Source organism: Streptomyces tibetensis (assembly GCF_007655005.1).
In the GTDB taxonomy this organism is placed as follows: domain Bacteria; phylum Actinomycetota; class Actinomycetes; order Streptomycetales; family Streptomycetaceae; genus Streptomyces; species Streptomyces tibetensis.
Genome location: NZ_SZVW01000002.1, coordinates 101,741 through 122,938, shown reverse-complemented (window position 1 = coordinate 122,938; position 21,198 = coordinate 101,741). Strand labels below are relative to the sequence as shown.

Below are 21,198 nucleotides of genomic sequence, written 5' to 3'. Positions count from 1 at the left end.
GGATTACACGATGGCTCAGAGCCGCCCGGCAATGGTCCGGCACCCAGGAGGACAGATGACATCGGCGACGGAGCTGTTCCGCGACGCGCGGGATTTCCTGCTCGAACACCGCGAGGACTACCCGACCGCCTACGAGGGCTTCCGCTGGCCACGCCCCGAGTACTTCAACTGGGCGCTGGACTGGTTCGACGTGATCGCCGACGGCAACGGCCGCACCGCCCTGCACCTCGTCGAGGAGGACGGCCGCGAGACCCGGCTGTCCTTCGGGGAGATGTCGGTACGGTCGAACCGGTTCGCCACCTGGCTGCGTGAGCGGGGCGTGCGCGCCGAGGACCGGATCCTCGTCATGCTCGGCAACCAGGCCGAACTGTGGATCACCGCCCTCGCCGCGATGAAACTGCGCGCGGTGGTCATCCCGGCCACCCCGCTGCTCGGCCCCGCGGACCTGCGTGACCGCGTCGAACGCGGCCGGGTCCGGCACGTCATCGCACGCCCCGAGGACACCGCGAAGTTCGCCGAGGTCCCCGGGGACTACACGCGCATCGCCGCGGGCGCCGCCGGGGCCGTGCCGGCGGGCTGGCTGCCGCTGGACGACGCCCACGGTGCCTCCGCCGCCTTCACCCCCGACGCCCCGACCCGGGCCGACGACCCGCTGATGCTCTACTTCACCTCGGGCACCACGGCCCGGCCCAAACTCGTCGAGCACACCCACACGTCGTACCCGATCGGCCATCTGTCGACCATGTACTGGATCGGCCTGAAACCCGGGGACGTGCACCTGAACATCTCCTCACCCGGCTGGGCCAAGCACGCCTGGTCCAATCTCTTCGCCCCGTGGAACGCCGAGGCGACGGTCTTCCTGCACAACTACACGCGTTTCGACGCCGTCCGTCTCATGACCGAGATGGACCGGGCGGGCGTCACCACCTTCTGCGCCCCGCCGACCGTGTGGCGCATGCTCATCCAGGCCGACCTGACGCAGCTGCGCACCCCGCCCCGCGAGGTCGTCGCGGCCGGCGAGCCGCTCAACCCGGAGGTCATCGAGCAGGTCCGCCGGGCCTGGCACCTCACCATCCGGGACGGTTTCGGCCAGACCGAGACGGCCGTCCAGGTCGCCAACAGCCCCGGCCAGCCGCTCAAGACCGGCTCGATGGGCCGGCCGAGCCCCGGCTACCGCGTCGAACTCCTCGACCCCGTGTCCGGCGCACCGGGCGCGGCGGAGGGCGAGATCGCGCTCGACCTGTCCGACCGTCCCGTCGGCCTGATGGCCGGCTACCACGGCGACGCGGACCGGACGGCCGAGGCGATGGCCGGCGGGTACTACCGCACCGGCGATGTCGCCTCCAGGGACGACGAGGGCTACCTGACGTACATCGGGCGCAGCGACGACGTCTTCAAGGCCTCCGACTACAAGATCAGCCCGTTCGAGCTGGAGAGCGCGCTGCTGGAGCACGAGGCGGTGGCCGAGGCAGCGGTCGTCCCCGCCCCGGACGAGCTGCGGCTGGCCGTCCCCAAGGCGTACGTCGTGCTGGCCGAGGGCTGGCAGCCGGGCCCCGACACCGCCAAGGTCCTGTTCGAGCACTCCCGCGAGGTGCTGGCCCCCTACAAGCGCATCCGCCGCCTGGAGTTCGCCGACCTGCCCAAGACCGTCTCCGGCAAGATCCGGCGGATCGAGCTGCGTGAGGCCACGGCGGCCGGCTCGGACGCCGAGTACCGCGAGGAGGACTTCCGGTGAGTTCCTACAGTCACGGCACCAGCGGGACGGCGTTGCTGGGCGACACCATCGGGGCCAACCTGGACCGCGCCGTCGCCATGTGGCCGGACCGCGAGGCACTGGTCGACGTGCCGTCCGGGCGGCGCTGGACGTACGCCGAGTTCGGCGCGGCGGTCGGCGAACTGGCCTCGGCCCTGTACGCCTCCGGCGTCGCCAAGGGCGACCGGGTGGGCATCTGGGCGGTCAACTGCCCCGAGTGGGTGCTCGTCCAGTACGCCACCGCCCGCATCGGCGCGATCATGGTGAACATCAACCCGGCGTACCGCACCCACGAGGTGGAGTACGTCCTGAAGCAGGCGGGCGTGTCCCTGCTGTTCGCCTCCCTGAGCCACAGGACGAGCGACTACCGGGCGATGGTCGAGCAGGTCCGCGGCGCGCTGCCGGAGTTGCGCGAGGTGGTCTACTTCGGCGACCCGAGCTGGGAGGCGCTGCTCGGGCGGGCGACCACCGACGCGACGTACGACGCACTCTCCTGTGACGACCCGATCAACATCCAGTACACGTCGGGCACGACGGGCTTCCCGAAGGGCGCGACCCTCTCCCACCACAACATCCTCAACAACGGCTATTTCGTGGGGGAGTTGATCGCCTACACCGAGCAGGACAGAATCTGCATCCCTGTCCCGTTCTATCACTGTTTCGGCATGGTCATGGGGAATCTGGCTGCCACCTCGCACGGCGCCTGCATGGTCATCCCCGCCCCGTCCTTCGACCCGAGGGCGACCCTGGAGGCGGTCCAGCAGGAGCGCTGCACCTCGCTCTACGGCGTCCCGACCATGTTCATCGCGGAGCTGAACCTCCCCGACTTCGCCTCCTGGGACCTCTCCTCGCTGCGCACCGGCATCATGGCGGGCTCGCCCTGCCCGGTGGAAGTGATGAAGCGGGTGGTCGCCGAGATGCACATGGCCGAGGTCTCCATCTGCTACGGCATGACCGAGACCTCCCCGGTGTCCCTGCAGACCCGCAGGGACGACGACCTGGAGCACCGCACCGGCACGGTGGGCCGCGTCCTGCCGCACATCGAGGTCAAGGTCGTCGACCCGGCCACGGGCGTCACCCGACCGCGCGGCACGGCGGGCGAGTTGTGCACCCGCGGCTACAGCGTGATGCTCGGCTACTGGAACGAGCCGGAGAAGACCGCCGAGTCCGTCGACGCAGGCCGCTGGATGCACACGGGCGACCTCGCCGTGATGCGTGAGGACGGCTACGTCGAGATCGTCGGCCGCATCAAGGACATGATCATCCGGGGCGGGGAGAACATCTACCCCCGTGAGATCGAGGAGTTCCTCTACGGTCATCCGAAGATCCAGGACGTCCAGGTCGTCGGCGTCCCGCACGAACGCTACGGCGAGGAGGTCCTGGCCTGTGTCATCGCGCGCGACCCGGACGACCCGCCCACGCTGGAGGAGCTCCGTGCCTTCTGCGAGGGGCGGTTGGCGCACTACAAACTCCCGAGCCGGGTGCAAATCCTCGACTCCTTCCCGATGACGGTGTCGGGGAAGGTGCGCAAGGTGGAGCTGCGGGAACGGTTCGCGGACGGCTGAGGGGCGCGGCCCCGCCGGTCACAGCGGGGCGCGCATGCACACCCGCGGCCAGCGGTCCAGGCCGTGCGCCGCCTCCTCCGCGCGGATCGCACGGAGGCCGGGCGTGAGGTCCGCTTCGGGGAGGGGCCGAAAGCCGAGGCGGGCGTAGTACGGGGCGTTCCACGGGACGTCCGTGAAGGTGGTCAGCGTCAGGGCGGTCAGGCCCTCCTCGCGGGCGCGGTCGGCGGCGTGGGCCAACAGGGCGCGGCCCACGCCCCGGCGTGCGGCGCGCGGGTGGACCGAGACCTGCTCGATGTGCAGGGCGCCGTCCGCGGGTTCGGCGAGGAGGTAGGCGGCCGGCAGGTCCCCCTCGTCCCCCTCGTCCACCGCGACCCAGCAGCGGCCCGCCCGGCGGTAGCGCTCCAGTACGTCGAGCGCGGGCGGTTCGTCGTCCGCGATCTCCGGCATGCCGAGCTCACGAAAGGGGGCTCCGGCGGCCCGTTCGATGGCCTGGAGGGCCAGGAGTTCGGCTCGGGTGGCGAGGCGGATACGCATGCGGTGAGTATGCGGGGCCGTGGGGCCCGGGGTCAGGGTGCTCCGCTACCCGGCGCCGGTGGCGGCCAGCATCTCGGCCGGGGCGTTCACCGGCCTCGGCGTGCCGGTGAGGTCGAGGACGAACAAGGCGACGCCCAGGGTGTCGGCGCGGGCCCGGGCGTCGTCGGCGTATCCGGCGAGGGCGAAGTAGAGGCAGTCCGCGGACTCCGTCATGGCCGTCAGCCACAGGCATTCGACGTCCCTGAGGGTCGCCGGGCGCACCGCCGGGTCCACCTGCGCGACGACACCGCGGGCGGCGAGACCGATGCCGGAGGGCGGGCGCTGGTCCGCCCTGCGTACACCCCGGTAGCCGAGCCAGCGCAGATACAGGGCGGTGGCCGTGACGGCGTCGCGCGCGGTGCGGATCGTGACCGAGAGGAAGGGGGGCCGGGCGGGACGCGCCTCGGCGGCGACGGCCGCGGCATCTCGCGGACCGGGCGTCGTGTCGTGCGTCCCGGGCGTGCCGTGCTGGTCGGCTGCGCGCTTGCGGGCGGGCTGTTCGGTTGAGCCCTGCTGGTTGTCCTGGTCGGCTGCCGTTGCGTCCTGGCCGGTCTCCGGGGCCTGGGCGGCTGCCGTTCCGCTCCCGTCACCCGCAGCTGCCCACCCCCTCGTACCCCGTTCCGCCACCACCGCCACCCGCAGCACCACTCCGCACGAACACCCCACCTCCGGGCGCGGCCACTCGCCGCGTCGCCCGCAGGAGCCGCACCGCACCGTCACCCAGTCGTCCTGCCAGACCCGGTGCGAGACGGGCGTCGCCGTACCGTCCCGGTCCAGTCGCGGGGCGACCGGCGCACCGCAGGCGCACGGGTACGCCGGTGCCGTGTAGCGGTGCTCGCGGCGGCAGGCCGGGCAGCGCACCGCAACGGTCTCGGCCATGGCCACTCCAGAACCGTGTCGTATCGGGACAGCGTGCCCATCGTGCTCCCTCGGGCCCCGCCCTGTCCGGCGCTTTCCGTCTCTTGACGCCCGTCGTCCGCCCCACATACATTCATTCCAGATTGTAGAAAACAATTTCCGCAATACGGAAGAGCTCACCGCGGGGCGCGACGGGAGTGCGAATCCGACAGCCGAAGCAGGAGTACTCGATGGCTCGAATGACCGCTGCCCGCGCGGCAGTTGAGATCCTCAAGCGCGAGGGCGTCGCCGACGCGTTCGGTGTCCCCGGCGCGGCGATCAACCCGTTCTACGCGGCGCTCAAAGCCTCGGGCGGCATCGCCCACACCCTCGCCCGGCACGTCGAGGGCGCCTCGCACATGGCCGAGGGCTACACCCGCACCCACCCCGGCAACATCGGGGTCTGCATCGGCACTTCGGGCCCGGCCGGCACCGACATGATCACGGGGCTGTACTCGGCGACCGGCGACTCCATCCCGATCCTGTGCATCACGGGCCAGGCCCCGACCGCCGTGATCCACAAGGAGGACTTCCAGGCCGTCGACATCGCCTCCATCGCCAAGCCGGTCACCAAGATGGCCGTCACCGTGCTGGAGGCCGCGCAGGTCCCGGGCGTCTTCCAGCAGGCCTTCCACCTGATGCGCTCCGGCCGCCCCGGCCCGGTCCTCATCGACCTGCCGATCGACGTCCAGCTGACGGAGATCGAGTTCGACCCGGAGACCTACGAGCCGCTCCCGGTCTACAAGCCCGCCGCCTCCCGCGCCCAGATCGAGAAGGCGATCGGGATGCTCAACGCGTCCGAGCGGCCGCTGATCGTCGCGGGCGGCGGCATCATCAACGCCGACGCCGCCGAACTCCTCGTCGAGTTCGCCGAGTTGACCGGGACCCCGGTCGTCCCGACCCTGATGGGCTGGGGCATCCTGCCCGACGACCACGAGCTGAACGCCGGCATGGTGGGCCTGCAGACCTCGCACCGCTACGGCAACGCGACCTACCTCGAGTCCGACTTCGTCCTCGGCATCGGCAACCGCTGGGCCAACCGCCACACGGGCAGGCTCGACGTCTACACGGCCGGGCGAACGTTCGTCCACGTCGACATCGAGCCCACCCAGATCGGCAAGATCTTCGCCCCGGACTACGGCATCGCCTCCGACGCCAAGGCCGCCCTGGAGCTGTTCGTCGAGGTCGCCCGCGAGCTGAAGGCCGCCGGCGCGCTCCCCGACCGCTCCGTGTGGGCCGGGGCCGCGCAGGAGCGCAAGGCGACCCTCCAGCGCCGTACGCACTTCGACGACATCCCGATCAAGCCGCAGCGCGTCTACGAGGAGATGAACAAGGCCTTCGGCCCGGACACCAGGTACGTCTCCACCATCGGCCTCTCGCAGATCGCCGGCGCCCAGATGCTGCACGTCTACCGGCCCCGCCACTGGATCAACTGCGGCCAGGCCGGACCGCTCGGCTGGACCGTCCCGGCCGCGCTCGGCGTCGCCAAGGCCGACCCGGAGGCCTCCGTCGTCGCCCTCTCCGGCGACTACGACTTCCAGTTCATGCTGGAGGAACTCGCGGTCGGCGCGCAGCACCGGATCCCGTACGTCCACGTCCTGGTGAACAACTCCTACCTGGGCCTCATCCGGCAGGCACAGCGGGCGTTCGAGATCGACTTCCAGGTCAACCTGGAGTTCGAGAACCTCAACTCGCCCGAGCTCGGCGTCTACGGCGTCGACCACGTGAAGGTCGCCGAGGGGCTCGGCTGCAAGGCGATCCGCGTCACCGACCCCGCCGAGCTGGGCGGCGCCTTCGAGCAGGCCAAGAAGCTGGCCGCGGAGTACCGGGTCCCGGTCGTCGTCGAGGCGATCCTGGAGCGCGTCACCAACATCTCCATGTCGACGACCAACGACATCGGCAACGTCGTGGAGTTCGAGGAGATCGCCACGGAGCCGGGCCATGCCCCGACGTCGATCAAACCGCTGAAGGTCTGAGACCTGCGCGGCAGAAGGGGCGGCCCCGTCCGGGAGGACGAGCCGCCCCTCACGCGTTCCAGGCCCCCTCGAAGGGCGCCGGCACCTCACTCGCCGCCTCCGCCTCCACCGCCCCCGCCGCAGGAGAGGAAGGCGCCGCCACCGCCGTTCGTACCGTGCGGCGGGTCCTTGAGGAGGGCCGCGCCGCCCACCTCGGCCCGGCGGACCAGACCCGCCCGCAGGGCGAAGCGCGGCACCAGCAGCCGCAGGGCCGCCTCGCCGTGCAGGGCGACCAGCACCAGCCGTTCACCGTCGGTCAGGCCGTGCCTGCTCGCCGGCATGGGGTGCTCGCGCCGCAGGTCCCGGACATGGCGGCGGGCGGCGCGGGTCGCGCCGAGCAGCGGACGGCGCAGCAGGCCCGCCTCCGCGAGCGGGATGCGCATGAGGGCCACCGCGAGCCGGATGTCGGGATCCTTCACCAAAGCCGTGGGAGCCGCGGGCGTGCGCAGACGGGCGTGCACCGCGGCGGCCAGGGGAGAGGGCGGCTGATCCGCCCCTGGGTCGTGGCCGGCGCGCGCCCGGATCGTGCCGGGCAGGTCCGGCTCCACCAGGCCCCGCAGATGCAGGTCCACCACGGCGACGGTGACGGCGGCCCGCGGGCCGTCCCCCAGCAGTGCGATCTCGTGCGGCTCCAGCCGGACCGCCGTGCCGTCGCTCATGGCTTCACCCCCGTACCGGGGCCCGCCCCCCCGTGCCGGCGGGCCCGTGTGCCGGGAATGTGCCCGGCCCCGGGGGCGGTTGAAGCCCCCGGGGCCGGGTTCAGAGGTAGATTTGAGGGTTCCGTACGGGCAGTACGACCGGTGACGCAGACGCGCTCACGCCTCGTGGTGCTCCGACAGCCCCGGCCAGTCGTCCGGACCGCCGCCCTGCCATTCCACGAGGTCGCTCTCGGCGACGTCGGTGACGTACAGGTCGGCCAGGCGCAGGATCTCGGCGACGTCGTCGGTGTGGGTGGCGACGCCCAGCGGCTCCTCGCCCAGGGTCACCCGGCGGGAGCCGTCCAGGGCGGGAGCGTGCACCACGACGTGCGGTTGCTCGGTGGGAGGTGCCATGCCTTCAGGCTGCTGCGAACGGGCCCGATCCGCACCCTGAGAGGGCTTGGCCGTCCGGCGGCGCGAGGCTGGGCGCGACAGGACGTTCGCGCCGCCGGACGGGGTCCGGGAGAGGGGTGGGTGGTGCTGGGACCGCGGCGGGTGCGACGGGCTCCGGGCCGGTTTCCCTCAGGTCGAGAAGCCGGTCCGGGCCCTTCACCACCGCACTGGCTCGCAGCCGCCGCGGTCCGCGCCCTGACCGTGTCCGTGCCCGGTGGGACCACCCCTCATCCGGGTCGCCCCGGGCGGTCGGACACGGTCAGGGAGTTCAGTCCTCGCGCAGGGCGCGGACCGCCTCCTCCACACGCCGCCCGTACCCGGGGTCGGCGGCGGCGTGGAAGTGCGCGAGGTTCTCCTCGATCACGTCGTCGCGGGAGACCTTCGACAGGCCGCCCGCGATGTTCGCGATCAGGCGGGACTTCTCCTCGGCCGACATCAGCCGGAACAGCCCGTCGGCCTGGAAGAAGTCGTCGTCCTCGGTGTGCAGGGGCGCCTCGTAGGTGCCGGTCCGGCCGGTCACCGGCAGCGGCGCCGACAGGGGGCGCTGGAAGGCGGTGGTGAGCACGCGCTGCGACATCGTGACCTTCCGTACGAGAGTGCGCCCGGCAGCGGTCCCAGCGGAAATATGGTTCCGCTTCGGGGAGCCCGGGACCGGTGTGTCGGAGCGTCAACAGTTTGTTGAAGCGGTGGGCATGGCTGGTTCCGGGCGGCGCCGCCGCTCTGGGCGCGACAGGACAGGTGTCAGCGGCGGCGCCGCCCGGGGATCGGGGGCCCCGGCTACGGGGGCCGGGAGCAGGTCGGAGAGGTGGTCAGAGCTGTGCGCCGGAGAGCCGCTCCACGGCCCGCAGCAGCGCCGAGTGGTCGAGGCCGCCGTCGCCCTGCGCACGCAGGCTCGCGACCAGCTGGGCGACCACGGCACCGACGGGCAGGGCCGCGCCGACGTTGCGGGCGGCGTCCGTGACGATGCCCATGTCCTTGTGGTGCAGGTCGATCCGGAAGCCCGGCTTGAAGTCGCGGCCGAGGAAGTTGTCCTTCTTGCGGGTCAGCACGGTCGAGCCGGCGAGTCCCCCGTTGAGGACGTCCAGGGCGGCCTTCAGGTCCACGCCGGACTTCTCCAGGAAGACCACGGCCTCGGCGCACGCCTGGATGTTCACGGCGACGATCAGCTGGTTGGCGGCCTTGACCGTCTGGCCGGAGCCGTGCGGACCGCACAGCACGATGGTCTTGCCGAGCGCATCGAGGATCGGCCTCGCGGCGTCGAAATCGGCCTGCTCGCCGCCGACCATGATGGACAGTACGGCCTCGACGGCACCTGCCTCGCCGCCGGACACCGGAGCGTCCAGGACGCGGATGCCCTTGTCCTTCGCCGCCTTCGCCAGGTCGACCGAGGTCTGGGGCGTGATCGAGGACATGTCGATCAGCAGCGCGCCGGTCCGGGCGTTCTCCAGGATGCCGTCGGGGCCGTAGGCGATGGCCTCGACCTGCGGGGACGCGGGAACCATCGTGATGACGACGTCGGCGTCCCTCACGGCCTCGGCGATCGAGCCGGCGGCGGTACCGCCGGCGGCGGCCAGGCGGTCCAGCTTGTCCTGCTCCAGTGTGTAGCCGGTGACCTGGTAGCCCGCCTTGATCAGGTTCTCGGACATGGGGGAGCCCATGATGCCGAGTCCGATCCAGGCGACCTTGGGGAGTGTGCTCATGATGGGGTGCCTTTCGGATACGGGGTCAGCGGGACAGCCAGCCGAATGCCTCGGCGCTCGGGCGGTCGCCCGGCTTGTACTCGAGGCCGACCCAGCCGTCGTAGCCCGCCTTCGTGAGCTGGTCGAGGAGGTCTTCGAGGGGCAGCGAGCCCGTGCCCGGCGCGCCACGGCCGGGGTTGTCGGCGATCTGGACGTGGCCGGTCTTCGGGGTGAACCGCTCGATCACCGACGGGAGGTCCTCGCCGTTCATGGACAGGTGGTAGAGGTCCATGAGGAAGCGCGCATTGCCGAGCCCCGTCGCCTCGTTGACCTTGTCGACGACCTCGACGGCGGCGGGCGCGGACACCAGCGGGTACCGGGGTGACTCCGGCCTGTTGAGCGCCTCGATCAGCAGGATCGCGCCGATCCGGTCGGCGGCCCGGGCTGCGAGGGCCAGGTTCTCCAGCGCGAGCGCGTCCTGCTCGGCCGGGTCCACGCCCTCGACCCGATTGCCGTACAGGGCGTTGAGCGCCGTGCAGCCCAGGGAGGCGGCGAGGTCGGCGGCCACGTCGATGTTGGCGCGGAACCGCTCCGACTCCTCGCCGGGGACCGACAAAGCTCCGCGGTCCGGGCCCGGGAGCCGCCCGGCGTAGAAGTTCAGGCCGGTGAGCCGGACGCCGGCGTCCTCGATCGCGCGCTTCAGGGCGTCGAGCTCGGACCGCTCGGGGACCGGCGAGTCGACCCAGGGCCACCACAGCTCGACCGCGGTGAAGCCCGCAGCGGCGGCCGCCGCGGGACGCTCCAGGAGGGGGAGCTCCGTGAAGAGGATCGACAGGTTGACGTTGAAGCGCTGGTCTGCGAATCCCATCGGGGCGGCGCTCCCTTCCTTGTCCGCCGTGGTGGGCCTTCCACGGCTTATTCCGTATTGCGGAATCTCGTTTCTGCTTAACGGAAGATTGCCTGCGGGGTGCGAGGGCTGTCAAGAGGGGCTGCCGGAAAGTCCGTCCCGCGCGTTAGGTTGAGCGCGTGCGACTGAGAGTGGAGTTCACGACCGAGCCGTTCGACCTGGACGAGGCGCCCGCGCACGCGGTGGTGGCCCGCGAGGTCGTGGAGGCAGCCGAGCTGGACGCCGTCGACGTGGGCCCGTTCGGCAACACCGCGGAGGGCGGTGCCGACGCGGTGCTCACCGCTGTGGACGCCCTGCTCCGCAAGTCCCTGGAGGCCGGTGCCACCCGCGTCTCGCTCCAGGTCAACGTGGTCGAGGAGGGCGGGGCGTGAGTGGCGCGGGGGACGAGCCGTTCATCGCGGCCGTGAAACCCCTGGTGGACGCCATGGGCGGCGAGATGATCCCGCCCGACGAGGCCGGCCCCGATGACGTCGTCCTGGCCTGGGAGGGCAGGGACGCCGTCGCCGTACGGCTGCCCCAGCTCGCCGACTCCCTCGATCACATCCTGGCCGCCATGGAGCGCCGCAAGGGCATGCCACTGGCCGATCTGGACCGCAGGGCCAAGCAGGAGGTCGTGCGGGTACTCGAGGCGCGCGGCGCCTTCTCCGTGCGGCACGGGGTGGAGACCGTGGCGAGCGCCCTCGGCGTCAGCCGCTTCACCGTCTACAACTACCTCAACCGCGAGAAGGGGGCCTGACCCGGCCCCGGGTGTATCGGTCGGGTTTCGCGCCACCGAATTTTCAACAAACTGTTGACGCGCTGTCGCGGGAGGGCGTTAGCTATCGGCACGCCCGTTCAGCACGACGGCCGAATCCGGCCACGGAGGCTCCCGTGACGTCCCCTTCCACGCCGCCGGGCCTGACCCGGTTCAACACCCTCGAGGAGCACGCGGCCTTCACCGCCCTCCACGAGGCGTGCGCCGCCACGGCGTGGGCGAAGCGCCTGCTGGCCGCCCGCCCCTACGCCACCTGCGAGGACCTGTACGCCGCGAGCGACGCCGCCATGGCGGAGCTGACGGCCGCCGACCTCGACGAGGCGATGGCCGGCCACCCGCCCATCGGCCGTCCCAAGCCCGGTGACCCCACCTCGGCCCGGGAGCAGCGCGGCATGGCCGGCGCCTCCGACGCACTCAGGGCGGAGATGCTGGAACTGAACCTCGCCTACCAGGAGAGGTTCGGCCATGTCTTCCTGATCTGCGCCACCGGCCGGACCGGCGAGCAGATGCGCGACGCGGTCAGGGAACGGCTCGGCAACACACCGGAGCGGGAGCGGGAGATCGTCCGCACCGAACTGGGGAAGATCAACCGCATCCGCCTGGCCCGACTCGTCGAAGAGGAAGCCTGACCCCATGAGCACCAGCACCACCGCGTCCGTGTCCACGCACATCCTGGACACCAGCGTCGGCCGCCCCGCCGAGGGCGTCGCCGTCCGGCTGTCCGCCCGCACCGGCCGGACCGCGGACTGGCAGGAGCTCGGCGGCTCGGCGACCGACGCGGACGGGCGGTGCAAGGATCTGCCGGCCCTGCCGGAGGGAACGACCCACGTACGGCTCGACTTCGCCGTGGAGCCCTACTTCACCGACCAGCAAGCCGATGCGCAGCAGGACGCCCCCGCGAATCGGGACAGCGGCGCCGGTGTGTTCTTCCCGGAGGTGGCGATCACGTTCGCCGTCGTACCGGGCGAGCACTACCACGTACCGCTGCTGCTCAACCCGTTCGGCTACTCCGTATACCGAGGGAGCTAGCTACAGATGCCCACCATTCTGGGACAGAACCAGTACGGCAAGGCCGAGAACCGAGTCGTCAAGATCACGCGGGACGGCGCCACCCACCACATCAAGGACCTCAACGTCTCCGTCTCGCTGAGCGGCGACATGGACGAGGTCCACTACTCCGGCTCGAACGCCAACGTCCTGCCGACCGACACCACCAAGAACACGGTGTACGCGTTCGCCAAGGAACACGGCATCGAGTCCGCCGAGCAGTTCGGCATCCACCTCGCCCGGCACTTCGTCACCGGCCAGGAGCCGATCCACCGGGCCCGGATCCGCATCGAGGAGTACGCCTGGGAGCGGATCGAGGCCTCCGACGCCACCTCGCAGTCCATCGGCGCCGACGAGGCCAAGCACTCCTTCGTCCGCAAGGGCCAGGAGACGCGGCTCACCCAGATCACCTACGACGGCTCGTCGTGGGAGGTCGTCTCCGGCCTGAAGGACCTGGTCGTGATGAACTCGACCAACTCCGAGTTCTGGGGCTACGTCAAGGACAAGTACACGACCCTGAAGGAGGCCTACGACCGCATCCTGGCCACCGAGGTCTCCGGTCGCTGGCGGTTCAACTGGACCGACGACGAGCAGCGCATGCCCAACTGGGAGAAGTCCTACGAGCAGGTGAAGAAGCACATGCTCCAGGCCTTCGCCGAGACGTACTCGCTCTCGCTCCAGCAGACCCTGTACCAGATGGGTTCGCGGATCATCGACAACCGCAGCGAGATCGACGAGGTCCGCTTCTCCCTCCCCAACAAGCACCACTTCCTGGTGGACCTGGAGCCGTTCGGGCTGAAGAACGACAATGAGGTGTACTACGCCGCCGACCGCCCCTACGGCCTGATCGAGGCGACGATCCTGCGGGACGGATGCGAGGCGCGGATCCCCGTGGACCTCACGGACCTCTGAGGTTCCCTCTTTCGGCACCCGTGGCCGGGGAACCCTTCTCCCGGCCACGGCACTCAAATCTCCCGGGGTCCTGCCGTGCCCTCTCTGATTCAGCACACCTCGTGAAAAGGGACGAACCATGGCAGCAGACCGGCGCATCGTCATCGAGAACTGCGCGATCGCGACCGTCGACGGACACGACACCGAGTACGCCTCCGGGCACGTCGTCCTCGCCGGCAACCGCATCGAGTCGCTCGGCGCGGGCGCGGCCCCCGAGGGCCTGGAGAACGTCGTACGCCGTATCGACGCCTCCGGCCACCTCGTGACGCCCGGCCTGATCAACACCCACCACCACTTCTACCAGTGGATCACCCGCGGCCTGGCCACGGACCACAACCTCTTCGACTGGCTCGTCGCGCTGTACCCGACCTGGGCGCGCATCGACGAGCCCATGGTCCGCGCGGCCGCCCAGGGCTCCCTCGCGATGATGGCCCGCGGCGGCGTCACCACCGCCATGGACCACCACTACGTCTTCCCGCGGGGCTCCGGCGACCTCTCCGGCGCGATCATCGGCGCCGCCCGCGACATGGGCGTCCGCTTCACCCTCGCCCGCGGCTCCATGGACCGCAGCGAGAAGGACGGCGGCCTGCCCCCGGACTTCGCCGTGGAGACCCTCGACGGTGCGCTGGCCGCCACCGAGGAGACCGTGCGGCAGCACCACGACTCCTCCTTCGACGCCATGACCCAGGTCGCCGTCGCGCCCTGCTCGCCCTTCTCCGTCTCCACGGAACTGCTCCGCGACGGTGCCCAGTTGGCCCGCCGCCTCGGGGTCCGGCTGCACACCCACGGCTCGGAGACCGTGGAGGAGGAGAAGTTCTGCCACGAACTGTTCGGCATGGGCCCGACCGACTACTTCGAGTCCACCGGCTGGCTCGGCGAGGACGTGTGGATGGCGCACTGCGTCCACATGAACGACTCCGACATCGCCGCCTTCGCCCGGTCCCGCACCGGCGTCGCGCACTGCCCGTCCTCCAACGCCCGCCTCGCCGCCGGGATCGCCCGGGTCCCCGACATGCTCGCGGCCGGCGTCCCCGTGGGCCTCGGCGTCGACGGCACCGCCTCCAACGAGTCCGGCGAACTCCACACCGAGCTGCGCAACGCCCTCCTCATCAACCGCCTCGGCGGCCACAAGGAGTCAGCGCTGAACGCCCGTCAGGCCCTGCGTCTCGGGACGTACGGCGGCGCCCAGGTCCTCGGCCGGGCCGCGGAGACCGGCTCCCTCGAGCCCGGCAAGCTCGCCGACCTGGTGCTGTGGAAGCTGGACACGCTCGCCCACGCCTCCATCGCCGACCCGGTGACCGCCCTGGTCTTCGGCGCGGCCGCCCCGGTCACCGCCTCCTTCGTGAACGGCCGGCAGATCGTCGAGGACGGGCGGCTGCTCACGGCCGACGAGGACGCCATCGCCCGCGCCACGCGCGACGAGGCCCAGCGGCTGGCGAGGATCGCCGCCGAGGCCTGACCACCCGGATGACTCCGGCCGGGAGGGACGGCTCCCGGCCGGTGGCCGTGGACCCGAGCGGGGTCCACGGCGGTCGTCTCCGGGGTGCGCGTCCACGCGCGCGCCCCGGAACGGCCACCACCGTCCGCCGCATGTCCGGTCCCTCCCAAGCTCTCGGCTTCGCTCGAGCAGGGAGGTACCCCCCATGACCACCCGCACCACCTCCCTGACACCCACGGCGGCCCTCGTGCCCAGCCGTGTACCCGACCGGAGGGACGCCGCCGTGGCCGACCACCCCGTTGACGAAAAACTCCCCGCGCTCAAGATGGCGACGACCGGCCTGCAGCACGTGGCCGCCATGTACGCCGGAGTCGTCGCCCCGCCCCTGATCGTCGGCGCGGCCATCGGCCTCACCGCCACCGACCTGACCTTCCTCACCGGCGCCTGCCTGTTCACCGCGGGCCTCGCCACCTTCCTGCAGACCCTCGGCATCTGGAAGATCGGCGCCCGGCTGCCGTTCGTCAATGGCGTCACCTTCGCCGGTGTCGCCCCGATGACCGCCATCGTCGCCTCGACCGAGGACAAGTCCGACGCCCTGCCCGTCATCTTCGGCGCGGTGATCGTCGCAGGCCTGCTGGGCTTCCTGGCGGCCCCCGTCTTCTGCAAGGCGATCCGCTTCTTCCCGCCCGTCGTGACCGGAACGGTCATCACCCTGATCGGCATATCGCTGCTCCCGGTCGCCTTCGGCTGGGCGCAGGGCCCCGATCCGACGGCGCACGACTACGGCTCGGCGACCAACCTCGCACTGGCCGCCGTCACCTTGCTGATCGTGCTGGTGCTGCGTCGCTTCACCAGGGGCTTCGTCAAGCAGATCGCCGTGCTGCTCGGCCTGGTGATCGGCACGCTGATCGCGATCCCGTTCGGCGCCACGGACTTCGCCCCCGTCGCGGACGCGGCCGTCATCGGCTTCCCCACCCCGTTCCACTTCGGGGCACCGCAGTTCCAGCTCGCCGCGATCATCTCGATGTGCGTGGTGATGGTGGTGTCGATGACCGAGTCGACCGCCGACATGCTGGCGCTGGGCGAGATCGTCGAGCGCCCGGCCGATGAGAGGACCATCGCGGCCGGCCTGCGCGCCGACACCCTCGGCTCGGCGATCAGCCCCCTCTTCAACGGCTTCATGTGCAGCGCCTTCGCGCAGAACATCGGCCTGGTCGCCATGACGAAGATCCGCAGCCGGTACGTCGTCGCCGCGGGCGGCGGATTCCTGGTGCTGATGGGCCTGTGCCCGATGGCGGCCTCGCTGATCGCCGTCGTACCGCGCCCGGTGCTCGGCGGGGCGGGCGTGGTCCTGTTCGGCTCGGTCGCCGCCAGCGGCATCCAGACCCTGGTCCGGGCAGCCCTGGACAAGGACAACAACGTCCTGATCGTGGCCGTCTCCCTGGCCGTCGGCATCATCCCCATCACGGCCCCGGAGTTCTACCACGCCTTCCCGGAGACGGCGAGGATCGTCCTGGATTCCGGCATCTCGACGGGCTGTGTGGCGGCCGTGCTGCTCAACCTGGTCTTCAACCACCTGGGCCGCGGCGGCCACGACGCCCACGACGTGACCCACCCGATGGAGGCGGGCGAGGAGCTGACGGACGTACCGAAGGCGCCGGCCGTGTCCTGACGGCAGGGCTCCGGTGCGGCTTCCCCTCGGATCACTCAACAGTCGACGGACCATCAGGGCGAGCGCTGTCGTGATCCGCGCTCGCCCTCCTCGATCATTGATTCGGAGGGGAACCGCATCACTTCCCCCGTCGTGCCCTGGTCTTACCTGCGCGGTCACACGGTGAGCTTCACGGCCTCCAGCCAGACGTCGTTGTCCAGGGTGCCGCCGAAGGTGAAGTCGGGGCGGGGCTTGCTGCATGCCCGTCCGCCCCAGTCATGGCCGCGCAGACGGACGGTGTTGCAGATCTCGCCGGTGCCGACGTTCATCGCGAAGCCCAGCATGTTCGGCGCGTTCCGCTTCGCGCTGCCGATGGTGAAGTTCCGGCCGTCGCCGGTGACGGCCGTCCAGCTGGGCTGCCACTCGCCGCGGCCGTCGACCGGCTTCGCCGCGTGCCGGAAGGCGTTGGCGGCGGATCCGCCGACGCCGTGCACCGCGATGTTGAGGGCCTTGATCGGCCGGTTCCGGCCCGATGTGCCGGCCATCGTGCCGTCGCACACCGGCTTCTGCCAGCCCTGCCCAAAGACGTACGCGCGGTAGCAGATGTGCCGTCCGGAGGGGTCGCTCGCGGCGAGCCGCTTCACGGCACTGGCCGCGGTGTCCTGCGGGGGCTCGGCGGTGACGGTGGTGGTGGCGGCCGGGGGCCTGGCCGTGACGGTGACGGTGACCTTGCCAGCGCCCTTCGCCCCCGAGGTGTCCTTCGGTTTCGGCTTCTTGCCGCTCCGCTCCTTGTCCTTGTCCTTGCCCTTGCCCTTGTCCTCGGCCGAGGGGGAGGCGGACGGGGGCGGGATCGGCAGCGAGGACGGGGAGAGGGCCGGTGAGGGCGAGGCCGACGACGAACCGCCCGCACGCGCGGCGGTCTCCTCCCGCTTTCCGCCGTCGCCGGAACCGCCGCTGCCAAGGATCACCAGCGGCACGACGACCAGCGCGGCCACTCCGAGCGCCACCGGCCCGACCACCAGGGGCCTGCCGAGCAGGCCGGGCCCGGCGAACTCGTCGTCCGACTGGCGGGACCCGGGCCGGCGAGCGGGCGCGGGCGCGGGCGCGGGCTGTGGTCCGGGGCGGGTGGCTGGGGGGCCTTCGGGCTCGGGCAGCGTGTAGGCCGCCTCGTCGACGTCGTCAGGAGCGTCCCGGTCTGCCCCGGCGGGGGCGACGGCCTGGTGGACGGCCGACGGCGCCGGATCCTCCTCCGCCGCCTCCTCCTCTTGCTGCCGCAGCGCGCTCGATCCGTCCGGGAAGACCTCGACGTGTGCCACGTACCCGGCGCCGGGGTCGGAGATCGCCGCCGTGACGGCGGTGTCCAGCTCGCGGGCGTGTCCATGCAGCAGGTCGAGGATCGCGGCGTCGACCGTCGTACCCTCCGCGACCGGCACCGGTTCACCGTCGACGGCGGCCGATCCGTCGCCGGAGATGACCACCGTGAAGTGCGGGGACGGCTCGGACGGGCCCCGCTGCGCGGCGTGTTCGCCCACGGTGACCTGCTCGTCCGCTTCCTCTTGGCCCGGGCTCATCGGCGTTCCTCTCTGCTGTTCCCGGCCGGTCGCGCGGCCGGGGCGGTGTCGGCGGTGCCCGCGTACGCAACGGACGCCGGCCGTCCACGGTTCAACTCGCCGGTGAAAAGGGGGAGGAGCGGCACGTCAGCGGTGACAGGTGACGGAACGGCATGTTCCGCTGAAGTGCGCGAGCCGGAGCGGGTGCGCACTAGAGTCCGAACGTGGACTACGTGAATACCTTCCGTTTTGCTGTGCTGGGGCCGGTCCGGGCGTGGCGCGGGGAGCGGGAACTCGACCTCGGCTCGCCGCAGCAGAGGGTGGTGCTGGCGGCGCTCCTCTTACGACGCGGGCGCCCCCTGCCGCTCGGCGAACTCATCGACGCCGTCTGGGGAGAGGAGCCGCCCGCTGCCGCCGTGTCCGTACTGCGGACCTACGTGTCGCGCCTGCGCAAGGTGCTGGAACCCGACCGCGGCCCGGACGGGCAGCCCCGGGTGCTCGTCTCCGTCGGTGACGGATACCTGCTGCGCGTTCCGGACGACGGCCTGGACCTCGCCGTGTTCCAGTCCCGGGTCGCGCAGGCGAAGAAGGCGCGCGCCGCGGGCGACGTCTCCGGCGCCGCGGACCTGCTGCACGCCGCGCTCGACGGCTGGCGGGGCGCCGCGCTGACCGGACTCCCCGGCCCGCTCGCCGAGACGTCGCGCTCCTGGCTGGACGAGGAGTGGCTGGCCGCGCTGGAGGCCCGGCTGGACGCCGACATCGAGCTCGGACGCCACCACGAGGTGATCGCCGAGCTGTTCCCGCTCACCGCCGGACACCCCCTGCGTGAGGAGCTGTGCCGCCTGCTCATGCTCGCCCTGTACCGGTCGGGACGGCAGGCCGAGGCACTGGCCGCGTACCGCGGGACACGCGCCGCCCTGGTGGCGGAACTGGGCGTCGAACCCGGGCTGTCGCTCCGGGACCTGCACGACCGCATCCTGGCCGCCGACCCGGCCCTGATGCCGCACCCGGCCCGGACTTCGGCTCCGGCGGTGCCCGGGCAGGCCGGGCCGTCCGTACGGGCGGCACCGTCCGGCGCGGCACCGGAGGACGGGACGACGGCCGACGGCGCGACGGCGGGGCGGACGGCGCCGGACGACGCGGCCCGCTTCGGCCCCGCCGACCCGAACGGCACGGCGTTCCAGCCGGCCCGCCCCGCGCAACTGCCGGCGGACCTGCCGACGTTCGCCGGGCGCGACCCCGAACTCGACCGGATCGGCAACCTGCTGCCCCGTGACGGCAGCCCCCCGTCGACCGTGGTGATCAGTGCGATCGGCGGCATGGGCGGGATCGGCAAGTCGACCCTGGCCGTCCACTGGGCCCACCGCGTCGCGGACCGGTTCCCCGGCGGTCAGCTCTACGTCAATCTGCGCGGCTTCGACCCGACCGGCTCCGCGCTGACACCGGACGAAGCGGTACGCGGCTTCCTCGACGCGCTCGGCGTACCGCCGATGCGGATACCCGCCGGCCTCGACGCCCAGGTCGCGCTGTACCGCAGCCTGCTGGCCCGCCGCAGGGTGCTGATCCTGCTCGACAACGCCCGCGACACCGAACAGGTGCGCCCGCTGCTGCCCGGGTCCCCGGGCTGCCTGGTCATCGTCACCAGCCGCAACCGGCTCACGGGTCTGGTCGCCGGCGAGGGGGCGCACCCCCTGACGCTGGACCAGCTCTCCCCGGCCGAGGCGCACGATCTGCTGGCCCGGCGTCTCGGCGGCGACCGGCTGGCCGCGGAACCCCGGGCCGCGGACGAGATCGTCGCGCGGTGCGGCCGCCTGCCGCTGGCCCTCGCCATCGTCGCCGCGCACGCCTGCGCCCACCCCGGGTTCCCGCTCAGCGCCATCGCCGACGAGGTGAACGAAAGTCACGGCAGCCTGGACGCCTTCACCGGCGGCGACGACATCACCACCGACGTACGGGCCGTCTTCTCCTGGTCCTACAAGGCGCTGTCCGCTCCGGCCGCGCGTCTGTTCCGGCTCCTGGGGCTGCACGCGGGGCCCGACATCTCCGCGCCGGCGGCGGCCGCCCTCGCCGGACTCGCCCCGCGTGAGGCGCGGGGGCTCCTCGCCGAGCTGACCCGTGCCCATCTGCTCACCGAGCACTTCCCGGGTCGCTACACCCTGCACGACCTGCTCCGCGTGTACGCCGCCGAACGCGTAGGCGTGGAGGAGACCCCACAGGAGCGGGATCTGGCGCTCCAGCGGCTGCTGACCTGGTACCTGCACACCGCCGACGCGGCCTACCCGCACATCACCCCCAGCCGCCGTCGCATCCCGCTGGAACCGCGGCCGGAGGACTGCCGCCCGCTGGAGTTCACCACGCACGAGCGTGCACTGGACTGGTGCGAGACCGAACGGCCCAACCTGATCGTCGCCGTGCACCAGGCCGCCCAGGCCGGGCACACCGGCACCGCGTGGCGACTGCCCGCCGTCCTGTGGGGGTTCTTCTACCTCCGCAGCCACGTGCACGACTGGCTGGACACCGCACGGACGGGGCTGACCGCCGCCCGCGATGCCGGGGACCGGGAGGGGGAGGCCCAGAGCCTGTCCGACACGGCCGCCGCGCTGCGCAACGCCGGCCGGTACGACGAGGCCGTCGAGCACCTGCACCAGGCGCTGGCGCTGAGCCGGGAATCGGGGGACAGGTTGGCCCGGGCATCGGTGATCGCCAATCTGGGCGACGCGTACCTGCACGCGGGCCGGCTCCGCGAAGCCGTCGAGTACGCCCGCCGCGCGCTGGCCCTCGACCGCATCGATGGCAACGTCTGGGGCGAGGGCATCGCCCTGAGCAACCTGGGCGACGCCTACCAGCGGATGGGACGCTACGACGAGGCCCTCGACTGCCTGCAGCGGGCGCTGGTCGTCCTGCGGGCGGGCGGCAACCGCTGGGTCGAGGGCGTCACCCTCGACATCCTCGGCACGATCCACCACCGGCTCGGCCGCCACGGCGAGTCCGTCGGTCACTACCGCCGGGCGCTCGCGACCCACCGGGACATCGGCAACCGCTGGGGCGAGGGCCACACACTGGGCCATCTCGGGGACGTCCACCTCGACGGCGGAGAGCTCGAGGCGGCCCGGGCGAGCTGGCGGCACGCCCTCGCGATCTTCGCGGAGTTCGGCCACCCGGACGCCGAGCAGGTCCGTGAGCGGCTCGACCGCCTGCCGGACGGCCCGGCCGACGCGCGCGTCCGGGAGGCCGCGCCGAGACGGACCGCCTGACATGGCTCTCCTTCGTGGGTGAGGCCAGCCGGCGATGCGCCGGCAGGCACCCGCACAACGCGTGCGGGGGTGA

Annotated in this window: 18 protein-coding genes and 1 pseudogene; 11 read left to right on the top strand and 8 right to left on the bottom strand. The window is 71.9% G+C overall.

What is annotated here, in order from left to right; genetic code table 11:
* Positions 1–55 precede the first annotated feature (55 nt).
* Positions 56–1,735, top strand: coding sequence for an AMP-binding protein (locus FDO69_RS03045; protein ID WP_104778032.1), 1,680 nt, complete (start codon positions 56–58; stop codon positions 1,733–1,735).
* Entirely contained in the window at positions 1,732–3,318 is a 1,587-nt protein-coding gene (locus FDO69_RS03040) for an AMP-binding protein (protein ID WP_104778031.1), read from the top strand. Before FDO69_RS03045 ends, FDO69_RS03040 begins: the two co-directional genes overlap by 4 nt.
* Positions 3,319–3,336: 18 nt before the next feature.
* On the opposite strand, the gene FDO69_RS03035 is transcribed toward FDO69_RS03040, so the two are convergent.
* Positions 3,337–3,852, bottom strand: a complete 516-nt coding sequence (locus FDO69_RS03035) for a GNAT family N-acetyltransferase (protein ID WP_104778030.1) — start codon at positions 3,850–3,852, stop codon at positions 3,337–3,339.
* A 45-nt stretch (positions 3,853–3,897) separates the two neighbouring features.
* Positions 3,898–4,770 carry a hypothetical protein gene (locus FDO69_RS03030; protein ID WP_104778029.1) on the bottom strand — a complete coding sequence of 291 codons (873 nt, stop codon included), beginning with the start codon at positions 4,768–4,770 and terminating at the stop codon, positions 3,898–3,900.
* A 209-nt stretch (positions 4,771–4,979) separates the two neighbouring features.
* Between FDO69_RS03030 and gcl the strand changes: the two genes are divergently transcribed.
* Positions 4,980–6,764, top strand: a complete 1,785-nt coding sequence (gcl, locus tag FDO69_RS03025) for a glyoxylate carboligase (protein ID WP_104778028.1) — start codon at positions 4,980–4,982, stop codon at positions 6,762–6,764.
* A gap of 86 nt (positions 6,765–6,850) precedes the next feature.
* Here gcl and FDO69_RS03020 read toward each other — a convergent pair whose 3' ends face one another.
* The 5 genes and pseudogenes from FDO69_RS03020 to FDO69_RS03000 all read right to left on the bottom strand — a co-directional run bounded on the left by FDO69_RS03020 (position 6,851) and on the right by FDO69_RS03000 (position 10,441).
* Positions 6,851–7,462 (bottom strand): DUF2207 domain-containing protein, encoded by a 612-nt coding sequence (locus FDO69_RS03020; RefSeq protein WP_104778027.1) that lies wholly within the window; start codon positions 7,460–7,462, stop codon positions 6,851–6,853.
* A 156-nt stretch (positions 7,463–7,618) separates the two neighbouring features.
* Positions 7,619–7,855: a hypothetical protein gene (locus tag FDO69_RS03015; RefSeq protein WP_167526512.1), complete on the bottom strand. Its 237-nt coding sequence runs from the start codon at positions 7,853–7,855 to the stop codon at positions 7,619–7,621.
* A gap of 307 nt (positions 7,856–8,162) precedes the next feature.
* A pseudogene (locus FDO69_RS03010) lies at positions 8,163–8,435 on the bottom strand (catalase-related domain-containing protein); the annotation flags it as partial.
* Between the two features lie 268 nt (positions 8,436–8,703).
* Complete coding sequence (locus FDO69_RS03005) at positions 8,704–9,594, bottom strand: 2-hydroxy-3-oxopropionate reductase (protein ID WP_104778025.1); 891 nt, start codon at positions 9,592–9,594, stop codon at positions 8,704–8,706.
* Positions 9,595–9,619: 25 nt separating this feature from the next.
* A complete protein-coding gene (locus FDO69_RS03000; RefSeq protein ID WP_104778024.1) occupies positions 9,620–10,441 on the bottom strand; it encodes a TIM barrel protein in 822 nt (273 codons plus the stop codon).
* A 158-nt stretch (positions 10,442–10,599) separates the two neighbouring features.
* On the opposite strand from FDO69_RS03000, the gene FDO69_RS02995 reads away from it, so the two are divergent.
* From FDO69_RS02995 to FDO69_RS02965, 7 genes are all read left to right on the top strand, one after another.
* On the top strand, positions 10,600–10,851 hold the full coding sequence (locus tag FDO69_RS02995; protein WP_104778023.1) for a YkoF family thiamine-binding protein: 252 nt from the start codon (positions 10,600–10,602) through the stop codon (positions 10,849–10,851).
* On the top strand, positions 10,848–11,216 hold the full coding sequence (locus FDO69_RS02990; protein WP_104778022.1) for a helix-turn-helix domain-containing protein: 369 nt from the start codon (positions 10,848–10,850) through the stop codon (positions 11,214–11,216). Before FDO69_RS02995 ends, FDO69_RS02990 begins: the two co-directional genes overlap by 4 nt.
* Positions 11,217–11,350: 134 nt before the next feature.
* Positions 11,351–11,863 carry a 2-oxo-4-hydroxy-4-carboxy-5-ureidoimidazoline decarboxylase gene (gene uraD, locus FDO69_RS02985; RefSeq protein WP_104778021.1) on the top strand — a complete coding sequence of 171 codons (513 nt, stop codon included), beginning with the start codon at positions 11,351–11,353 and terminating at the stop codon, positions 11,861–11,863.
* 4 nt (positions 11,864–11,867) lie between these two features.
* Complete coding sequence (gene uraH / locus FDO69_RS02980) at positions 11,868–12,263, top strand: hydroxyisourate hydrolase (protein WP_104778020.1); 396 nt, start codon at positions 11,868–11,870, stop codon at positions 12,261–12,263.
* A gap of 6 nt (positions 12,264–12,269) precedes the next feature.
* A complete protein-coding gene (gene pucL / locus FDO69_RS02975) occupies positions 12,270–13,193 on the top strand; it encodes a factor-independent urate hydroxylase (protein ID WP_104778019.1) in 924 nt (307 codons plus the stop codon).
* 118 nt (positions 13,194–13,311) lie between these two features.
* Positions 13,312–14,691 (top strand): 8-oxoguanine deaminase, encoded by a 1,380-nt coding sequence (locus tag FDO69_RS02970; RefSeq protein ID WP_104778018.1) that lies wholly within the window; start codon positions 13,312–13,314, stop codon positions 14,689–14,691.
* Between the two features lie 262 nt (positions 14,692–14,953).
* On the top strand, positions 14,954–16,342 hold the full coding sequence (locus FDO69_RS02965; RefSeq protein WP_104778473.1) for a nucleobase:cation symporter-2 family protein: 1,389 nt from the start codon (positions 14,954–14,956) through the stop codon (positions 16,340–16,342).
* A 155-nt stretch (positions 16,343–16,497) separates the two neighbouring features.
* Here the strand turns inward: FDO69_RS02965 and FDO69_RS02960 are convergent, their stop codons facing one another.
* Positions 16,498–17,892 (bottom strand): hypothetical protein, encoded by a 1,395-nt coding sequence (locus FDO69_RS02960; protein WP_104778017.1) that lies wholly within the window; start codon positions 17,890–17,892, stop codon positions 16,498–16,500.
* 203 nt (positions 17,893–18,095) lie between these two features.
* Here FDO69_RS02960 and FDO69_RS02955 point away from each other — a divergent pair, with 203 nt between their 5' ends.
* A complete protein-coding gene (locus tag FDO69_RS02955) occupies positions 18,096–21,125 on the top strand; it encodes an AfsR/SARP family transcriptional regulator (protein ID WP_234387823.1) in 3,030 nt (1,009 codons plus the stop codon).
* Positions 21,126–21,198 lie beyond the last annotated feature (73 nt).